At 59.7% G+C, this 17,461-nt stretch carries 17 protein-coding genes; 6 read left to right on the forward strand and 11 right to left on the reverse strand.

Features of this window, described 5'->3' with window-relative positions; translation table 11 throughout:
• Nucleotides 1-211 precede the first annotated feature (211 nt).
• From I2D57_RS09995 to I2D57_RS06075, 8 genes are all read right to left on the reverse strand, one after another.
• On the reverse strand, nucleotides 212-337 hold the full coding sequence (locus tag I2D57_RS09995) for a hypothetical protein (RefSeq protein WP_260699404.1): 126 nt from the start codon (nucleotides 335-337) through the stop codon (nucleotides 212-214).
• A gap of 156 nt (nucleotides 338-493) precedes the next feature.
• Complete coding sequence (locus I2D57_RS06045) at nucleotides 494-1,351, reverse strand: HAD family hydrolase (protein ID WP_195361840.1); 858 nt, start codon at nucleotides 1,349-1,351, stop codon at nucleotides 494-496.
• A gap of 115 nt (nucleotides 1,352-1,466) precedes the next feature.
• Nucleotides 1,467-2,729, reverse strand: a complete 1,263-nt coding sequence (locus I2D57_RS06050; RefSeq protein WP_195361841.1) for an MFS transporter — start codon at nucleotides 2,727-2,729, stop codon at nucleotides 1,467-1,469.
• A 100-nt stretch (nucleotides 2,730-2,829) separates the two neighbouring features.
• On the reverse strand, nucleotides 2,830-3,492 hold the full coding sequence (locus I2D57_RS06055) for a TetR/AcrR family transcriptional regulator (RefSeq protein ID WP_195361842.1): 663 nt from the start codon (nucleotides 3,490-3,492) through the stop codon (nucleotides 2,830-2,832).
• Between the two features lie 74 nt (nucleotides 3,493-3,566).
• Complete coding sequence (locus I2D57_RS06060) at nucleotides 3,567-3,905, reverse strand: P-II family nitrogen regulator (protein WP_117734256.1); 339 nt, start codon at nucleotides 3,903-3,905, stop codon at nucleotides 3,567-3,569.
• Nucleotides 3,906-3,954: 49 nt separating this feature from the next.
• Nucleotides 3,955-5,232, reverse strand: coding sequence for an ammonium transporter (locus I2D57_RS06065; RefSeq protein ID WP_195361843.1), 1,278 nt, complete (start codon nucleotides 5,230-5,232; stop codon nucleotides 3,955-3,957).
• 198 nt (nucleotides 5,233-5,430) lie between these two features.
• The gene (locus I2D57_RS06070; RefSeq protein ID WP_229055654.1) at nucleotides 5,431-6,450 is read right to left on the reverse strand and encodes a putative ABC transporter permease; all 1,020 of its coding nucleotides are present in this window, start codon (nucleotides 6,448-6,450) and stop codon (nucleotides 5,431-5,433) included.
• A 3-nt stretch (nucleotides 6,451-6,453) separates the two neighbouring features.
• The gene (locus I2D57_RS06075; RefSeq protein WP_195361844.1) at nucleotides 6,454-6,990 is read right to left on the reverse strand and encodes an HD domain-containing protein; all 537 of its coding nucleotides are present in this window, start codon (nucleotides 6,988-6,990) and stop codon (nucleotides 6,454-6,456) included.
• A gap of 228 nt (nucleotides 6,991-7,218) precedes the next feature.
• On the opposite strand from I2D57_RS06075, the gene I2D57_RS06080 reads away from it, so the two are divergent.
• On the forward strand, nucleotides 7,219-9,000 hold the full coding sequence (locus tag I2D57_RS06080) for a 1-deoxy-D-xylulose-5-phosphate synthase (RefSeq protein ID WP_195361845.1): 1,782 nt from the start codon (nucleotides 7,219-7,221) through the stop codon (nucleotides 8,998-9,000).
• Between the two features lie 289 nt (nucleotides 9,001-9,289).
• On the opposite strand, the gene I2D57_RS06085 is transcribed toward I2D57_RS06080, so the two are convergent.
• A complete protein-coding gene (locus tag I2D57_RS06085; RefSeq protein ID WP_195361846.1) occupies nucleotides 9,290-10,492 on the reverse strand; it encodes an iron-containing alcohol dehydrogenase in 1,203 nt (400 codons plus the stop codon).
• 268 nt (nucleotides 10,493-10,760) lie between these two features.
• Here I2D57_RS06085 and I2D57_RS06090 point away from each other — a divergent pair, with 268 nt between their 5' ends.
• The 5 genes from I2D57_RS06090 to I2D57_RS06110 all read left to right on the forward strand — a co-directional run bounded on the left by I2D57_RS06090 (nucleotide 10,761) and on the right by I2D57_RS06110 (nucleotide 15,079).
• Nucleotides 10,761-11,753 (forward strand): glutamate ABC transporter substrate-binding protein, encoded by a 993-nt coding sequence (locus I2D57_RS06090; RefSeq protein ID WP_195361847.1) that lies wholly within the window; start codon nucleotides 10,761-10,763, stop codon nucleotides 11,751-11,753.
• A 138-nt stretch (nucleotides 11,754-11,891) separates the two neighbouring features.
• Nucleotides 11,892-12,551 carry an amino acid ABC transporter permease gene (locus tag I2D57_RS06095; RefSeq protein ID WP_195361848.1) on the forward strand — a complete coding sequence of 220 codons (660 nt, stop codon included), beginning with the start codon at nucleotides 11,892-11,894 and terminating at the stop codon, nucleotides 12,549-12,551.
• Entirely contained in the window at nucleotides 12,548-13,381 is an 834-nt protein-coding gene (locus tag I2D57_RS06100) for an amino acid ABC transporter permease (RefSeq protein WP_195361849.1), read from the forward strand. Before I2D57_RS06095 ends, I2D57_RS06100 begins: the two co-directional genes overlap by 4 nt.
• 36 nt (nucleotides 13,382-13,417) lie before the next feature.
• Complete coding sequence (locus I2D57_RS06105) at nucleotides 13,418-14,182, forward strand: amino acid ABC transporter ATP-binding protein (protein ID WP_195361850.1); 765 nt, start codon at nucleotides 13,418-13,420, stop codon at nucleotides 14,180-14,182.
• Between the two features lie 87 nt (nucleotides 14,183-14,269).
• Nucleotides 14,270-15,079, forward strand: a complete 810-nt coding sequence (locus I2D57_RS06110; RefSeq protein ID WP_195361851.1) for a gamma-glutamyl-gamma-aminobutyrate hydrolase family protein — start codon at nucleotides 14,270-14,272, stop codon at nucleotides 15,077-15,079.
• Nucleotides 15,080-15,184: 105 nt separating this feature from the next.
• Here the strand turns inward: I2D57_RS06110 and I2D57_RS06115 are convergent, their stop codons facing one another.
• Both I2D57_RS06115 and I2D57_RS06120 read right to left on the reverse strand, forming a co-directional pair.
• The gene (locus I2D57_RS06115; RefSeq protein ID WP_117584145.1) at nucleotides 15,185-15,541 is read right to left on the reverse strand and encodes an Hpt domain-containing protein; all 357 of its coding nucleotides are present in this window, start codon (nucleotides 15,539-15,541) and stop codon (nucleotides 15,185-15,187) included.
• Nucleotides 15,542-15,565: 24 nt separating this feature from the next.
• Nucleotides 15,566-17,446 carry a diguanylate cyclase gene (locus I2D57_RS06120; RefSeq protein ID WP_118206570.1) on the reverse strand — a complete coding sequence of 627 codons (1,881 nt, stop codon included), beginning with the start codon at nucleotides 17,444-17,446 and terminating at the stop codon, nucleotides 15,566-15,568.
• Nucleotides 17,447-17,461: the final 15 nt, after the last annotated feature.

The following is a 17,461-nucleotide window of genomic DNA, read 5'->3' on the forward strand; positions in this document are numbered from 1 at the left end:
GGGTATCGGGTTCCCACATTCATCCGTACATGTACGGATGAATGTGGGAGGTGTTCGGATGAAGTCGATAATCAAGGTGCCAGTTGTGCCTGGCTTTTGGAGCGGCATTGCCGATTGTTCAAAATGTCATTCGTGGGTAGAATAGTGTCGACGGCAGCCCAAGTTCTGGAAAGCTGGGCAGCGCCGTTGCTTGGATTAAGGGGTCAACGCCTTAGCGGCGGCGACCCCTTTTACGTTGCTTCGAACGTTGCTTGAGTGCCTCGGAAAGCCCGACGAGCGCCGTGGAGAACGAGACCAAAGCGGTCAGAAGTCTCACGAAATCAATCAGATCGGTCATGGGCATCACCTCCCATCAGATGGAGGGCGTTGCCCGGCACATGGAACTGCCGCCAACAGTATCAATTCTATCAAAGCGCAGTTAGATATGCGAATGTTTGTTCGTATTTCAAGAGACCAGCGTCACCTGTGACAAAGGGGCTGTCCCTTTGTCACATTATTCGATTACGGTGCAGGAATTCTGCTTGTGCATGGTGGCAAGCATGTGTTTGGGAACGGCGTGGACCATGCAACTGCCGATGGTCGCGCTCGCGGCGGCCTTAGCTGCATCGCTAGCGTTTTTGGTCGCGTAGCTGTGGCGGAAACGCTTGAGCATGGCAATGTCGTTGCCGCCGTCGCCGTAGACCGCGACCTCGTCCTCGGCAATGCCGTAGTAGCCCGCCAGCCAGGCCACGCTCTCGCCCTTGTTGCATGCCACATCCGTGATCTCAAACATCACCGGGTCAAACGGCGCGTTGACCACGCGGTCCGAGCGCTCGGCCAAATACGCCTTAAGGTCGCGCTCCAGCTCGGGCGAGATCACACGGCAATTGATCTTGCACACATCGTGGCGCAGGATGTCACCGATCGACTGGTCGAAATATTGCTCCTCGTGATACCCGCCACGTGCACGCATGCCACGCATCACGATACGCTTGATAGGACTGTCCTTTTTAAAGCCCGCCTGATGCATCTCGAACGAGCCGCTCGAGAACATGCCATCGGGCGTGGAGCAATCAAAGCAAATGTCCGGGAACTCCTTGAGCAGCTCCTCGGTGATCTGCGGATCGATGGTCCAGGTCTTGAGCACCTCGCCATGACTGTCGCGCACAATGGAGCCGTTAGAGCAGCAGGCATCGAGCGCCAGCCCCGTAAAGCCATGTTCGCCGATCGGCAACGTCGAGCGCCCGGTCGCAGGAACCACATGCAGGCCAGCCTCGGTCAGCTCGCGAATGGCACGGCGGATGGTCCCATCCGCCTCATGCAGGGCGTTCAGCAGCGTTCCGTCTAAGTCACTCGCAAACATCTTGATCATGGATACGCCTCTCCTTCGTCTGCACGATATTGTAGACGAAGGAGAGGCATGCCTAAACAATGCCGTCCCGGCGCGGCGTGCCACTGTCTCCACAAATTCACGGTCCCCCAGCGCCTTAAGACATTCGCCATAAGCGACTTTTCAGCCGATTAAACAGCGCCGTCGTCGACGTCAGCACCGCCAACATGCCTGCGAATACAATCGCCGGAGCCCATCGATCATATGCAAGCCCGTAAACCAATTGGCCAATAGGCGTTGCACAGGAAAGTGTCATATAAACGAGTGCCAGCACTTTTCCGCAGAGTTCCTTTGGCGCTGACCGCTGAACAAATGAAACGATTCCGACCGATGCAATGCTTGCCCACGCCATGACCCATGCCGAGCCGGCCGCAAGCGCGGCAAACGCTAATTCATCAGGACCGCTCAGTAGCGTGACAATAATCGGTACGACTCCAAAACAAATCATCGCAACATATCGACATATGCCCTTGAAGGAAAAACGATGCGGCCAAATACCGACCAAACCACTGCCGACAAAACCACCTAAGCCCATAGCCACCTCAATAATCCCAACAAAGGATGACTGCATTCCGAGATGCTTTGCAACAATAACGGGAGCACCAATCGTTAACCCAACTAACGCAAGGTTCAAAATAGCCGCAAGCAAAAACACAACGAGCAATGATGCGTTTTGAAACAGGTACCGAATCGACTCCCGAAAATCGCTTCGGCATGTCGAGCAAGTCGTACCGTCCCCTGTCATTCCAGATGAGGCATTTTGCTTGAGTGCGCCCCCGAACAGCAGGGCTGACATCGCAAACGTCAACGCCGCGGTTTCGCATAGAGCATCGATACCAAAGCACCCATAGACTGCCGTCCCGACTACAGGCCCCAAGATATTGCTCGCCATGGTTACCTGCGAGACCAACGCTGTGGCACGCTCAACCTTTTCTTGGCCCATCATGTGCACCGTCTCAATTTGAAGCATCGGTTTCAGCAGCGATTGGATGCCATATTGGACGCAAAGCATTGCTGCCACGACAACCGCAAGAGGCAGCGAACACTTCATGGGGATAAACAGCAGTGATGCAGCCATCAGAACAATGCCGAGCACCACAAGAACCCCGCGATGTCTCCCGTGATCCGCCAAGATTCCGCCAGCCGGAGTCGCAAGCACGCCCGGCACGAACGCTATCGCCGCGACAGCACCATATAACGTTGACGAGCCGCTGCAATCGAACAAGTAAAGCGGGCACGCAAAGCACAGTGCCGACAACATCGAATACGCGCACAGCTGTGCAACAAGAAGACCGAAAAGCCTGATAGATCGCACTGTTTTTTGCGCCAACGAGACATTGCTCCTCCGCATTCCAGCCATAAGCCTGCCCCCTATACATACCATTAGTATGTATTTAATGACTTGAAAAGGGCAGCCGTGGCTACCCTTACAAATCAATTACATACCGTCAGTATCTATATTACCACCCAGCACGGTTCCATACGTCCCAAATCTGAGCCGTTGTCTGGAGCACTTCATTACCCAAATCGAGCCCCACCGCGGCCGCCATCTGCGCCAAACATTGCGCGCGAGCGAGCATTCGATCCTTGGTCTCGAGCGGACGGAACAGCGGCAGCAGCCAAAGATTCGCCAACAACGATACGGCCTCAGCCGCTTCGCGCGGGCATTTGCACGCAATGGAGCCGTCGGCGATGCCCTCCTCGATCACTGGCAAAAGACAGCCATCGGCCGACTCGTCGAACGAGCCCTGGTACTGCATCGCCAGTAGACGCGAGCTTTTTACCGGATCTGCCGCAGGATGCATGCGTGCCCATAGCTCAATTTGCGGAACGACAGACTCGGGCGCGTACAGTCGCTTGAGCTTTTGGGCTCCCGTCATATTGCCAGCACCGAGTGTCGCGCGGCGGCGCTCAACAATCGGAGCCATTGCCCGATCAAATGCGGCGTTGAAAATCTCTTCTTTGCTCTTAAAGTGATGATAGACAGCACCCTTGGTCATGCCATCGAGGCGGTCGACGATATCTTGAATGCTCGTCCCCTCATAACCCTGTGCGCAGAATAGCTCCAGCGCCGCGTCGAGAATCTTCGCGACTGTCTCCTCGGGATATTTATTACGCCCCATAATCTGTCCATCCGCAACGCAAGTCTTGTGCCTCATTGCAGTATTTTAACGTTGCGGATGGCAGGCGGTCGATTCTACACCGCGGCGGGGCCGTGTTCGCCGGTACGGATGCGGATAACCTCCTCGACCGGCTCGACCCAGATCTTGCCGTCGCCGACGGCTCCGGTGCGAGCAGCGTTGCAGATAATCTCGACAATGCCGTCGACATGCTCATCGGCACAAATGAGCGTGAACTGCACCTTAGGGATCGTGTTGACAAGCAACTCGTTGCCGCGCACGTATTCCTTCCAGCCATGCTGTGCGCCGCAGCCCTGCACCTGGTTAATAGTCATGCCACGAACATCGGCAGCAAACAGCGCGTCTTTGAGAACCTCAAGCTTCTCGGCACGAACGATCGCCGTAATTTTCTTCATAGTGAACTCCTCTCTTATAAGAGTTGGTCTGACAGAACGTTAGAAACCGCTAGTCCAGACCACTAAACGAAGGGTACGCACTTTCGCCGTGCTGACTCGCGTCCAAGCCCAGCGCCTCGTCGGCCTCGTCCACACGCAGGCTGCCGTGGAACAGCGCCTTGACCACCGCGGCGATCACTAAATCGAGTACCAGCACAATAGCGACCGTCACCACAATGCCCAAAATCTGCGAGATGAGCAGCGACATGTCGCCCGTGTAGAACAGGCCGCCCTTACCGGTCCACGAGAGCTCCGGCACACAGAACAGGCCCGTGAGCACGCCGCCCAAGATGCCGCCGATACCGTGGCAGCCAAACGCGTCGAGCGCGTCGTCGTAGTCGAACTTGGTCTTGAGATGGCTGATGGCCAAGTAGCAGACGGGCGACACGATCAGGCCCATGACCAGCGCCGCCCACGGCTCGACAAAGCCCGCGCCCGGCGTGACCACCACAAGGCCCGCAACCAGACCGGTGCTGGCACCCACCAGCGTGGGACGACCGGTGTGCACGCACTCGACGGCAAGCCACGAGACCATACCTGCCGCACTGGCCGTCACGGTGTTGAGGATGGCGAGTGCCGCCACGGCGTCGGCCTTAAACTCGCTGCCGCCGTTAAAGCCAAACCAGCCAAACCAAAGCAGCCCGGCGCCCAGCGCCACAAACGGCACGTTATGCGGACGATAGCTCACCATGCCAAAGCCGCGACGACGGCCGAGCATTAAGCAGAGAATCAGGCCCGTGAGACCGGACGAAATGTGCACCACGTCGCCGCCGGCAAAGTCGAGTGCGCCGATGATGTCGCCGATAAAGGAGCCATCGCCGCCCCAGACCATGTGGGCGAGCGGCGCATAGACCACGAGCAGCCAAATGCCCAGGAAGGCCGTCATGGCACCAAACTTAACGCGGCCGGCCAGGCTGCCCGTGACGATAGCTGCCGTGATCATGGCAAACGCCATTTGGAAGGCGATGTTGATGATTTGAGGGTAGACGGCACCGTCCGCGGCATTGCCCTCGGCCGCCTGCAGCACCTGGTTGAGCACCGGCAGGCACAGCAGCTGGTCAAGGCCTCCAATAAACGGGCTGGAACCGTCGCCGCCGTAGGCCAGTGACCAGCCGGCAACAATCCACAGCACACCAACCAGGCCAATGGCGCCAAAGCACATAAGCATGGTGTTGATGACATTTTTGCGCCTGGACAGGCCGCCATAGAAAAACGCCAGGCCCGGTGTCATTAAAAACACGAGCATGGTGCAGATGAGCATAAACGTTGTCGGTCCCGTATCGAACATTCGCTCCCCCTTGATCGCATGAACGTTGTCGGCGCCCATAATGCGGCCGAGGGGCAACTGGTGTAGACCAGATACGGCGTTGTTAAACGCGGCGTTGTCGAATGGAAACGGTGCCGCAATCTTGGAAACGGCGCGGCAACGGGCGCGAACCGTACGGGAAATACGCGAGCAAGGGAGCCGCGAGGGCGCTCGTCCCGGCTAGCGCCGAAACAGCTCGTGGGCGCGGTCGCGAAGGTCGGTGGCACGAATGACGCCCTCGTAGCGGTTGATGTGCAAGCGCGGGAAAGCATTGAAGAAGCGCAGGTCGCGACGGCTGAGCGACACACTCGGCACCGGACGGCTTGCGCGCATGCCGGCACGGAGACGGGCGAGCGACGGACGAGGCACGCTCGGCGCGGCATCGGCCACGCGGCGAGCAGCGAGTGCCAGGCCGCGAGCACCATCCGAGATAAACGTCGGCATCGAAGCCTTCTCACGCAGGGCATCGAGCGCCGCATCGCCCAGTTCCGCCAGCCACGCGTTAACGGCGCGGCTTCGGATATGCGTCTGCGCCACCGAGTCAATCGTCGAATCGGGAATGCGCTCGAGCATGGAGTCGGACGCGTCGGCAAGCGACTCATTGATGCGGTCGGCAAGGTCGGCACGCACACGCTCCAGCTGATCGGACAGGCGGCGCCAGCTGGCCAGCGAGCAAATCGCATCGACGATCATTGCAACTGCAACGACAAAGGCGGCCAAACGAACAATCAAGACCGGCAGATGGGCGAGCAGGCCCAACACCGCCGGTTCCACTACGCGACAAATGCACAACGAACCCAAGCCAAACGCGCAGGCCCAGTACAGACAGATGCGGCCATGCAAATTAAACGGCAGGTGCGAATAATCCCAAAAGCGCGCGCCCGTTGTTTTTTCCAACAGCACGCCTACGCTGTACTCAATCACGCTGCATACAAGCGCTGCAGCGACAAACTGGCTCGACGCGTCAGGAATTCCGCGCAACAGCAGCCAGCAGGCAATGCCGCCCGCGCCATAGATGGGGCAGCACGGCCCCAGCAAAAAGCCGCTATTGGCAAATCGTCCGTGATTGAGCATGGCGCAGACCGTCGATTCCCACACCCAGCCGCAAAAACCGTAGAAGGCAAACGAGAGCACCAGTGCCGAAAGCGGGCAGGCGGCAAGCGTCGCGCCGCCAAATGCCATGTCGATCGTGGTTCCCAACGTCTACCCTCTCCTCTTTTCACTCGATTCGCTGCTCGCGCCATCGTCCGCCTCGTCCTTGCGCCGCAGACGGCCGGCGACCGTCTCGCGCAGCGCGCACCATTTATCCGCCAGGCACACAATCCATGCCTCACGACACGTCGGTGGCACCGGCACCAGCGGAAACATATGCCGCACGATAATATTCCGCTCGCGCGGCGTCAGCTCGAAATCCTCCTCCGCACGTGCCAGGGCAAAAAACGGGTGGCGGAAGCCATGCAGCCGATGGCTTGGGTCGGGATCGTGCCAGTCATAGAGAAAGTAATCGTGTAACAGGGCTCCGCGCAGCAACGAGGCACGGTCGACCGAAATGCCAGCACGGCCCAAGTGCTCGGCAAAGGACAGGCTCGCCCGCGCTACCGAAGTCACGTGCGCATAGACCGTCACGTCACCATGTTGGATAAACTCGCGCGTCAGATCCAAACGGCCCGCCTGGGCCAGCTGACGGGCGGCATAGTCGACCTCGTGCGCGATTCTCTCGGCACGAACGGCATCGGACATGCTGCCTCCTTCCAGCGGCTCACGGCGGCAAGCCACGGCCTGCACGCATTGAATAGAATCATCATTGAATCTACCAGTATGGCATCGGACAAAACGTTTTGCTCCGCCAGTTGGCGAATTACCGCGCCGCCGTCACATATCAAACGCCAAAATGTGCGAGACTGTCTTGTGCAATTGCGCCGGCCGAGGGAGTGCCGGTGCACGATTCTCATGGAGTAACCCACAACGATGCTGCTTACGCAAACGACAACGCCCGAGGACGTCAAGGCTCTCGATCGCGCCGAGCTTCCGCAGCTCTGCGGCGAGATTCGCCACGCCATCCTCGAAAGCTCCGCCGCTGTCGGCGGACACGTTGCCCCCAATCTGGGCGTCGTTGAGCTCACGGTTGCGCTTCATCGCGTGTTTAACTCCCCCATCGACAAGATTGTCTTTGACGTTTCGCACCAGACCTACGCCCACAAGGCGCTAACCGGGCGCGCGTACACTTATATCGATCCGGAGCGTTATGGAGAGGCCTCTGGCTTTGCCAATCCCGACGAGTCCGAGCATGACCTGTTTGCCATGGGCCACACCTCGACCTCGGTGAGCTTGGGCTGCGGCCTTGCCCACGCGCGCGACCTGGCGGGTGACACGTATAACGTCATTACCGTTATTGGCGACGGCTCGCTTTCGGGCGGCCTGGCGTTTGAGGGCTTTAACAATGCCGCCGAGCTCGACAGCAACCTGATCATCATCGTCAACGATAACGACCAGTCCATCGCCGAGAACCACGGTGGCCTCTATCGCAATCTGGCCGAGCTGCGCGCCAGCAACGGCACCTGTGAGCGCAACGTTTTCCGCGCGATGGGGCTCGACTACCGCTATCTGGACGCCGGTAACGATGTGTTGGCTCTCGTCGACGCGCTGCAGGAACTGCGCAATATCGATCACCCCATCGTGCTGCACGTCTCCACCGCCAAGGGCAAGGGCTTTGAGCCAGCCCAGAGCGACCCGGAGCGCTGGCACCACGTGGGTCCGTTTGACATGGCGACTGGGCGCAAGCTCTGCCCGGGTCATCCGAGCGAGCCTGCGCCGCGCACCTATGCCGACATTACGGGCGAGGCGCTCAGCGCCGCCATCGAGCGTGATCCGCAGGTCGTGGGCATCACGGCCGCCACGCCCTACATCATGGGCTTCACACCCGAGCTTCGCGCTGCCGCCGGCAAACAGTTCGTCGATGTGGGCATTGCCGAGGAGCACGCCGTGACCTTTGCCACCGCGCTTGCGCGCTCGGGCGCCAAGCCAGTCTTTGGTGTGTACGGCACATTTTTGCAGCGCGCCTACGACGAACTGTGGCACGACCTGTGCCTCAACGATGCCCCCGCAACCATCTTGGTATTTGGTGCGTCGATCTTTGGCACCACATCCGAGACGCACCTCTCGTTCTTTGATATTTCCATGCTGGGCGGTCTTCCCAACATGCGCTACTTGGCGCCGGCGTGCATGGAGGAATACCTGTCCATGCTGAGCTGGTCGCTCGACCATCGCGAGCATCCCGCGGCGATCCGCGTACCGGGTATTGGCCTGGTAAGCCGCCCCGATCTGGCGCCTGCCGAGGACACCGATTACGGCGTTGCGCGCTACGACGTCGTACGCCAGGGCCGCGACGTTGCCGTGCTCGCGCTTGGCGATTTCTTTGAGCTGGGCGAGCGCGTGGCAAACCGCTTGGCCGCCGAGTACGGCATCGAGGCCACGCTCGTCAACCCGCGCTTTGCAACCGAACTCGACCGCGCGTTCCTCGACAGCCTTGCCACCAAGCATCGCGTTGTCGTCACCCTCGAGGACGGCATCTTGGACGGCGGCTGGGGCGAGCGCGTGGCATGTTATCTGGCATGCACGCCATTGCGCACGCGCACCTTCGGCATCGCCAAGGGCTTCCCCGACCGCTACGACCCCAACGAGCTGCTCGCTCAGAACGGCATGACGGTCGAGAACATGGCCGCCGAAGCCGTGAGACTACTCAACGAGTAAGAAAACCTCCGCAAGGAAAGCACCCCTACGGAGGTTTTTGTTTTCGCGGCGCGATTATCTCAATCTGTAACATCTACGGCCCGAATTCCCGTCTAACTGTTACAGATCTAGACAAGACGTCTTAGTCCCTGACCTTTGTCTCAATCTGTAACAGATAGAGACCTCTTGGCCGTCCAGATGTTACAGATTGAGACATTCGAATTCCCCTAAGGAGATAATCTCGATCTGTAACAGTTACTCGGCAAAAACGGCTGCAGATGTTACAAATTGAGACAAAGCAGCAAGGTAGTTAGCGGTAGCTGTTCTTGAGAATCTCGACGACGTCGGGGTCGGTCAGCGTCACGGGGTCGTGGCTGAACAGGACGCCGTTGGTCGTCAGGGCATTGTGCGCAATGGCCGGCAGCTCTTTGTCCGCAATCCCCCACTCACTCATGGCAAGGTCGGCCACATGGCAGGCCTCCATCAGGCGTGTGAGCTCAACTACAAAATCGTGCGGATCGCTGGCGGTAGCATTGCCCATCAGGCGTGCCATGTCGATATAGCGCTCGGGCACGGCGCCGTGATCGATCATCCAGGTGTGATAGGCACGGGCAATCATGATGAGGCCGGCGCCGTGCGGCAAGTCGTGATGATGCGCACTCATGCCATGCTCGAGACCATGCGAGCCCGTGGTGCCCGAGGCATCCATGGCATAGCCGCCGAGCGTGTTGGCAAACGCGAGGCTCGAGCGCGCCTCCAGGTCATCGCCATTATTGACGCACGCAGGCAGTGCCGAGGCGGCACGGCGGATGCCTTCGCGGCAAACCATGTCACCCATGGGCGTGTTGGTATTTGAGATGTAGCACTCAACGCAATGGAACAGGGCGTCGAATCCCTGATAGGCGCTCAGACGTGCCGGGACGCTCACCATGAGCTCGGGATCGACGACCGAAAGCACCGGAAACAGGCGCGGATCGCCCAGACGAAGCTTCTCGTCATTGTCCTCGCAGGACAGGACACCGCCTGCATCGACCTCGGAGCCGGTACCCGCCGTGGTGGTCACGCAGACAAGCGGCAGCGGATCGTTGGGGATCGGTAGGCCGAGCGCAGTGCCCCCATTCACAAAGTCCCAGATGTCACCGGGGCACTCGTTGCCCTCGGCATCGATATGCGGGTTGGCTGCCACCGTGCAGATGCCCTTGCTGCCGTCCATGACCGAACCACCGCCGAGCGCCAGGACAAAGTCGCAGCCATGGGTGCGCGCCATCCAGCCACCCGCGTTGACAGTCTCGCGCAGCGGGTTGGGCTCAATACGGTCGAACAGCTCGTACGCCACGCCGGCACGGTCGAGCTCCGCCTCCACGCGCTGCAGATATCCAAAGCGCTTAACCGAATTGCCGCCGGTGGTAACGATGAGCGCTTTGGTGCCGGGAAGCTTCTGCGTGCCCAGCTCGCCCAACTTGCCCGCGCCAAACAACACCTTGGTCGGTGCGAAAAACGAATAACCGTTCATACGCGATCTCCTTACTTTTATATGCGTCGCGTTGCCGCCATTATAGCGACCGCTGCGAGCGCCTGCCCCAGCTAAAAGGTAGCGTTCCAACTGCAATAACCGACGTTTGTCCAGATAAAACCTGCCAAAATAAACCTGTCCCTTTTTGGCAGGTAGAATAACCCATAAGGTAAGTATGTTTCTGAGTTATTTCGTGTTGACCCATCTGAGCGCAATAGGGTATAACTCTACTCAACCACTAGGATTTTTTTGAGAAAGGTGTTCTCCTATGAGCAAGAACCTCTCCCAGCAGGTCGTTCTCGACCGCCGCGGCTTTGTCGCCGCCACCTTCGCAACCGTTGCCGGCCTTGGTCTTGCCGGCTGCTCCGACACCAGCGCCGAGGCCGACAAGGGCTCCGCCGCCTCTTCCAAGAGCCCTGATGACACCAAGGCTTCCACCACGCTCGACGCCAAGGCATTCGACAAGCTCGTCGACAACGGCCCCAAGGCCGACGACGACGCCATCGCCGCCAGCACCTGGGCCACGGCCGTCAAGAATGCCGGCGTCTTTAAGATCGGCAGCGTCCAGACCTCCACGCTCTTCTCCCTCCTCAACGAGAAGGATGGCAAGACCCGCGGCTTCGATGCCGGCATCGCACAGCTCCTGTCCAACTACATCCTGGGCGAGAACAAGATCGAGATCACGCAGGTGACCTCCGACACGCGCGAGTCCGTGCTGCAGAATGGCCAGGTCGACGCCGTCTTTGCCACCTACACCATCACCGATGAGCGCAAGAAGCTCGTCTCCTTCGCCGGCCCCTACTATTACACGCAGCAGGCCATCCTGGTGCTCGCCGACAACGACGACATCAAGAGCGTCGACGACCTGGCCGATAAGAACGTCGCCGTCCAGTCCGGCTCCAACGGCCCCGCTATCCTGGAGGAGTTTGCCCCCAAGGCCAGCCAGCAGGAATTCAAGACCGACGAGGAGGCCCGCCAGGCACTCCAGCAGGGCCGCGTTGACGCCTACGTCATCGATAACAACATGCAGCAGAGCTCCCTGGTCCGCGAGCCCGGTAAGTACAAGATCGCCGGCAAGCCCTTCGGCAACAAGGAACCCTACGGCATCGGCCTGCCGCTTGATTCCGACGGCGTCGCCTTTGTCAACGACTTCCTTAAGAAGATTGAGGACGACGGCACCTGGACCAAGCTGTGGCAGATCTGCATCGGCGACCGTACGGGCGACACCAATGTTCCTGAGCTGCCCGAGGTCGGCGCCTAGGCAGCGAGCCTGGTAACGGCCGCAACGAAACCATACGGAAACGCACGATGTGCTTTATTGCGGTAAACTGTTTCCTCACTGAGTTGTCGGGGCTTCCGTACACACGGGAGCCCCTTTCCTTATCGGCGGGAGGTCCGCATGAGTCTCTCCGAACTCTGGTCGCTTTATGGCCAGAACTATATCGACGCGCTGCTAGCAACCTGGGGCATGACGCTTGAGTCATTTGCCATCGCCATGGTGCTGGCCGTTGCCGTCACCGTGATGCGCGTGTCGCCGCTCAAGCCGCTGCGCGTCTTTGGCGACCTGTATGTCCAGGTGTTCCGTAACATCCCCGGCATCGCACTGCTTATCATCGTCGTCTACGCGCTGCCGCCGCTCAAGGTCGTCCTGCCCTATCGCACCTGCGTTATCGTCGCCACGGTCCTTTTGGGCTCGGCCTTTGGCTCCGAAAACTATATGAGCGGCATCAACACCGTCGGCGTCGGCCAGGTGGAAGCCGCCCGCTCGCTGGGCATGAGCTTTAGTCGTATCCTCGCCAAGATCGTGATTCCGCAGGCACTGCGTTCGAGCGTGCTGCCCATGACCAACCTCTTTATCGCCGTCATGCTCACCACCGCGCTCGGCAGCCAGGTGCCGCTTAAACCGCAGGAGCTCACCGGCGTGGTGAGCTACATCAACACGCGCTCACTCGGCGGCGTCGCCGCGTTCTTTATCTCGGCGCTCGGCTACCTGGGCACGGCCTTTGTGGTGAGCCACATTGGCAACTACATCGATAAGAAGGTGAGGATCCTCCGATGAGCAAGCACTCCACCTCCGCGCTCACCATGCGCGATGCGCTCTACGAGGCTCCCGGCCCCAGGATGCGCGCCAAGATTCGCATCGGCACCGCCATCTCACTTGTTGCCGTCGCCGCGCTCGTCGCCCTCGTGTTGCAGCGCTTTTATGTGACCGGCCAGCTTTCGGTCCACTATTGGTATTTCTTTACGCACCTCACCACCTGGAAGTTCTTGCTTGCCGGCTTTGAGGGCACCGTTAAAGTCGCACTCACCGCTGGCGCCATCGCGCTGGTGCTGGGCTTAGCCCTTATGCTCGGCCGCACCAGCGACATTAAGCCGCTGCAGCTGGTCTGCCGCGTGCTTACCGACTTCTTCCGCGGCGTGCCGAGCCTGCTGTTTATCTACTTCTTCTTTTTGGTGCTGCCCCAGTATAAGATCTCGCTGCCGTCGTTTTGGATGCTCACGCTGCCTGTCGCACTCGCTGCGGCCGGCGTGCTGGCCGAGATTTTCCGCGCCGGCGTCAATGCCGTGCCGCGCGGTCAGGTCGAGGCAGCCCAGGCGCTCGGTCTCTCCAAGGCCAAAATCACCTTTAAAATCGTGTTGCCGCAGGCTATTCGGTTTATCATTCCGTCGTTGATTTCACAGCTTGTAGTCGTAGTCAAAGACACCACCGTCGCCTATGTGGTGAGCTACCCCGACCTCATGCAAAACGCCCGCGTGCTCATTACCAACTACGACGCCCTCGTGTCGGTCTACCTGGTTATCGCGGTCATCTACATCCTCATCAACGTCGCGATCAACAAGGCCGCTGTCTATGTTTCGCACAAGACCGGCGCGGCCATCATCCGCTAACGCTTTACCATTTCGAGTCATAAGGAGCCGAGTACCATGGCACAGAGCACCTCTTCCACCGGCAATCAGCCGCTGATCGAGCTCAGACACGTCGATAAGCACTATGGCGATCTGCACGTCCTCAACGACATCAATCTCTCGGTCGACCGCGGCGAGGTCGTCGTCGTGATCGGGCCCTCGGGCTCGGGCAAGTCGACCATGTGCCGCACCATCAACCGCTTGGAAACCATCGACTCGGGCGAAATCCTCATCGAGGGCGAGCCTCTGCCGCAGGAAGGCAAAGACCTTGCCCGCATGCGCGCCGAGTTGGGCATGGTGTTCCAACAGTTCAACCTGTTCGCACATATGACGGTGCTGCAGAACGTCATGCTGGGACCGGTCGACGTGCTGGGCGTGTCCAAGGAGGAGGCTCGTGAGCGCGCCATGGACCTGCTGAGCCGCGTGGGCGTGGCCGAGCAGGCCGACAAGGTGCCCGCACAGCTTTCGGGCGGCCAGCAGCAGCGCGTGGCCATCGCCCGTTCACTTGCTATGCAGCCCAAGGCCATGCTCTTTGACGAACCCACGAGCGCCCTTGACCCCGAAATGATCAACGAGGTGCTCGAGGTCATGGTCCGTCTGGCCCAGCAGGGCATGACGATGATCGTCATTACGCACGAGATGAACTTTGCCCGCCGCGTGGCCGATCGCGTCGTCTTTATGGCCGACGGCAGGATCGTGGAAACCGGCACGCCCGACGAGTTCTTCGACCATCCCCAGACCAAGCGTGCCCAGGACTTCCTCAATTCCATCAAGGGCCACTAACCAGCTACCCCGTGGGACAAATCCATCGGAAGCGTTGTCCCACGTCTCTCATGCGCCCTGTCACCTTCAGATTCGAAAGCAACACCTATGATCGGAACCTGTACTTCCTCGTCCTATACCCCGCATGTCGACGTCGACCCCGCCGACCGTCCGCTCATCCTGGTGGCGCCGCGTTGGGAAGAGGCAAAGCCGTTTTTAAGCGAGACGCTCTCCCCCAACGAGGAAATCGCAAGCGTCTTTGTCGATGCCATCCTTGCCGCCGGCGGCCTGCCGCTGCAGATGTCCATCACCGAGGACATTGAGGTCATCCGTCATTACGTCGATATCGCCGACGGCATCGCCATTCCCGGCGGCCCGGACGTCAACCCCAAACGTTGGGGCGACGAGCGTCCTTACGATCCCACGCTGTGCTGCGAGATTCGCGACCGTTTTGAGTTTAAGCTGGTTAACGAGGTGCTTCGCGCCAAGAAGCCGCTCTTTACCACCTGCCGCGGCACGCAGCTGCTCAACGTCGCCACTGGCGGCACCCTGTGCATGGACGTGCCGAGCCTGGGCGCTCGCGAGGGCCGCACGCAGTGGCGCCACACCCACGTGCTCAACGACCCCGTGCATCCCGTCGAAGTCGTGCCGGGTTCGCTGTTGGAGCGCGCGGTTGGCGGGCACAGGCTGATCCAGACCAACTCCGCACACCACTGCTGCGTCGAGCGTCTGGGTAAAAGCACGCGCTTGGTCGCCAAGGCAACCGACGGCGTTCCCGAGTGCATCGAAGTCGAAGGCCAGCCGTTCTGTCTGGGCGTGCAATGGCACCCTGAGTACACGTGGAAGACACTCGAGACCGACTTTAACCTGTGGAAGTCGTTTGTCGAGGCAGCGGCAAAGGTTAAGCAGGCTCGCTAGCTCGCGAACCGCATAACAGATAAGGGCGCCCCGCCGGCCACATGGTCCGGCGGGGCGCCCTTTTGCCTATACGCGGCAGGCACACAGCCCAAGGCTCACAGCCTCTTACTCGGCCGCCTCGCGCAGAGCCGACATCGTAGCCGCATATTGCTGCTGCAACGCATGCATCCCCTCGCGGGCGCCGTCAACGGCATCAGCGCCGCGCAGCGCTTCGGTTACCACGACCGCCGGCTCGTACAGATTATCGAATCCCAGGTTCTGGCTCACGCCCTTGAGCGTGTGCGCTGCCATAAACGCACTCTCGGCGTCTCCTGCCGCCATGGCAGCCTCCAGCTTGTCCATGCTCTCGTCATCCAAAAACTTGAGGGCAAAGCGGGCAAGCATTTCCCCGCCCATCAGCCGAGCGCACGCGTCGTCATAATTAGCGCCGATCTTCTCATACGCCTCACGCATGGAAATCATGGATTAAAAACTCCTTTGGTCAAACTAAATCGTGGGAAACGCGACGACGTCGGCGGGGCGTGCCAACGTCTCGGCAATTTGGTCTTGCACCTCGAGCAGGCAATCGAGCAGCAGCGGGTTAAAGGTGCCGCACTTACCGTCCAGGATCATCTGGATCGCCTCCTCGTGCGGGATAGCGTCCTTGTACACGCGCACGCTCGTCAGTGCATCGTACACGTCAGCCACCGAAACCACCTGCGCGGCGATGGGAATTTCGTCGCCCTTAAGGCCATCGGGATAACCCTTGCCGTCCCAGCGCTCGTGATGCCAACGCGCAATCTGGTACGCATATTCCATAAGCGCATTGCCGGCGTGATGGCTGCCCAGCTCGAGCAGCATGTTGGCGCCAATCGTGGTATGCGTCTTCATAATCTCGAATTCCTCGGGCGTGAGGCGCCCGGGCTTGTTGAGGATCGCATCGTCAATCGACATCTTGCCGATATCGTGCAGCGCCGAAGCCAGGGCGATCGTGGAGCGTTCCTCATTGTCGAGGGAGATCGTGCCGCTACGCTGGACCAGATAGCCAAGCAGCAGCTCGGTCAGCTTTTCGATGTTCGTAACGTGCCTACCGCTCTCGCCGTTGCGAAGCTCCATGACGCCGGCCATGATGTCGATGAGCATGCGACTGTTCTTGACGCGCTCGTTGTACTGTTGGGACAGCAGGTTCGTCAGGCGGCGCTGTTTGGCGTACAGGCGGATGGTGTTGCTTACGCGGCGGCGCACGACACGGGAGTCAAACGGGCGGTTGATATAGTCTGAGGCGCCCAGCTCGTACGCGCGCAGAACCGCATCATCGGAATCTTCGCTCGAAATCATGATGACAGGCAGATTATCGATACCCGATCGGCGCGACAGATCGGCCAGCACCTCAAAGCCGCTTATGCCCGGCATCACAATGTCCAGCAGCACGAGCGACAACTCATCGCCATAGCGGTCGACCATGTCGAGCGCCGCACGACCGTTATCGGCCTCGAGGATGCAATGCTCGTCCTTGAGCATCTCGCTGAGAATGGCTCGGTTCATCTCGGAGTCATCGGCGATAAGCACCAAAGGCTTTTCGCTTTGGAAGGCCTCGATGGAATCGGCATCGGTCACGACCGTACCGGCTTTTGCCTTAGCGCGGCTCAGTAACTGAGCAGCGCGGCCAACGCCCTCATCGACCGTCTCGCCATGAATGCGAACGCCACCAACACATGCCGTCAAGCTCACGTACTCATGGCCCGGAATAATCGTGGAATGAACGGCATCGGACACCTGATGCAGGCGACGGGTGAAGTCATCGGAGGGAATATTGGGCATGACAACCACAAACTTGTCGCAGCCATAGCGCACAAGCTCGTCAGTCGAACGGATTCCGCTGCGTATGGCTGTCGCCACAGCACCGAGCGCAAGGTCGCCGGCATGACGGCCACACGTATCGTTGAAGGCCCTAAAATCATCAACGTCGATCATCGCAACGCCGGCATTCATGCGGGCGCTGCGAAGCTTTTCCTCGTAATATCGGCGATTGCGCACGCTCGTCAGCACGTCGGTGTAGACAAGGTCCTCTTCCGCGGCCTCTTGCTCATCAATCGGACGCACCATCAGCAAGACGTGAGGCTCGCCCTCGACCTTCAGAGGGCGTAGACGGGCGCGGTACTCAGTGCCATCATTGAGCAGTTGCTCCGACACCTCATCGGAGTCTGCCAAAGCCTCAAGACTCGACTGACGCAGACAAGGGCAGCGATCGCCGGCGAGCAAGCAGTTAGGCTCACTCTTAATCTGATCGGCCGACAGTAAACGCACCACGGGGTAGGTCTTCGCGACGCGGGCGACCTCGACGGCAGCCTCCTCGTCGGTTAGATTGACCTCGTGAGTATTGAGCATATGGGGCCCTTTCGA

The organism is Collinsella aerofaciens (assembly GCF_015553355.1).
Classification (GTDB): Bacteria; Actinomycetota; Coriobacteriia; order Coriobacteriales; family Coriobacteriaceae; genus Collinsella; species Collinsella aerofaciens_V.

Excerpts from the sequence above, each read along its gene's own strand:
- I2D57_RS09995 (WP_260699404.1), bottom strand. The coding sequence starts at position 337 with ATGACCGATCTGATTGATTTCGTGAGACTTCTGACCGCTTTGGTCTCG.
- I2D57_RS06045 (WP_195361840.1), bottom strand. The coding sequence starts at position 1,351 with ATGATCAAGATGTTTGCGAGTGACTTAGACGGAACGCTGCTGAACGCC.
- I2D57_RS06050 (WP_195361841.1), bottom strand. The coding sequence starts at position 2,729 with ATGGCTGGAATGCGGAGGAGCAATGTCTCGTTGGCGCAAAAAACAGTG.
- I2D57_RS06055 (WP_195361842.1), bottom strand. The coding sequence starts at position 3,492 with ATGGGGCGTAATAAATATCCCGAGGAGACAGTCGCGAAGATTCTCGAC.
- I2D57_RS06060 (WP_117734256.1), bottom strand. The coding sequence starts at position 3,905 with ATGAAGAAAATTACGGCGATCGTTCGTGCCGAGAAGCTTGAGGTTCTC.
- I2D57_RS06065 (WP_195361843.1), bottom strand. The coding sequence starts at position 5,232 with ATGTTCGATACGGGACCGACAACGTTTATGCTCATCTGCACCATGCTC.
- I2D57_RS06075 (WP_195361844.1), bottom strand. The coding sequence starts at position 6,990 with ATGTCCGATGCCGTTCGTGCCGAGAGAATCGCGCACGAGGTCGACTAT.
- I2D57_RS06080 (WP_195361845.1), top strand. The coding sequence starts at position 7,219 with ATGCTGCTTACGCAAACGACAACGCCCGAGGACGTCAAGGCTCTCGAT.
- I2D57_RS06085 (WP_195361846.1), bottom strand. The coding sequence starts at position 10,492 with ATGAACGGTTATTCGTTTTTCGCACCGACCAAGGTGTTGTTTGGCGCG.
- I2D57_RS06090 (WP_195361847.1), top strand. The coding sequence starts at position 10,761 with ATGAGCAAGAACCTCTCCCAGCAGGTCGTTCTCGACCGCCGCGGCTTT.
- I2D57_RS06095 (WP_195361848.1), top strand. The coding sequence starts at position 11,892 with ATGAGTCTCTCCGAACTCTGGTCGCTTTATGGCCAGAACTATATCGAC.
- I2D57_RS06100 (WP_195361849.1), top strand. The coding sequence starts at position 12,548 with ATGAGCAAGCACTCCACCTCCGCGCTCACCATGCGCGATGCGCTCTAC.
- I2D57_RS06105 (WP_195361850.1), top strand. The coding sequence starts at position 13,418 with ATGGCACAGAGCACCTCTTCCACCGGCAATCAGCCGCTGATCGAGCTC.
- I2D57_RS06110 (WP_195361851.1), top strand. The coding sequence starts at position 14,270 with ATGATCGGAACCTGTACTTCCTCGTCCTATACCCCGCATGTCGACGTC.
- I2D57_RS06115 (WP_117584145.1), bottom strand. The coding sequence starts at position 15,541 with ATGATTTCCATGCGTGAGGCGTATGAGAAGATCGGCGCTAATTATGAC.
- I2D57_RS06120 (WP_118206570.1), bottom strand. The coding sequence starts at position 17,446 with ATGCTCAATACTCACGAGGTCAATCTAACCGACGAGGAGGCTGCCGTC.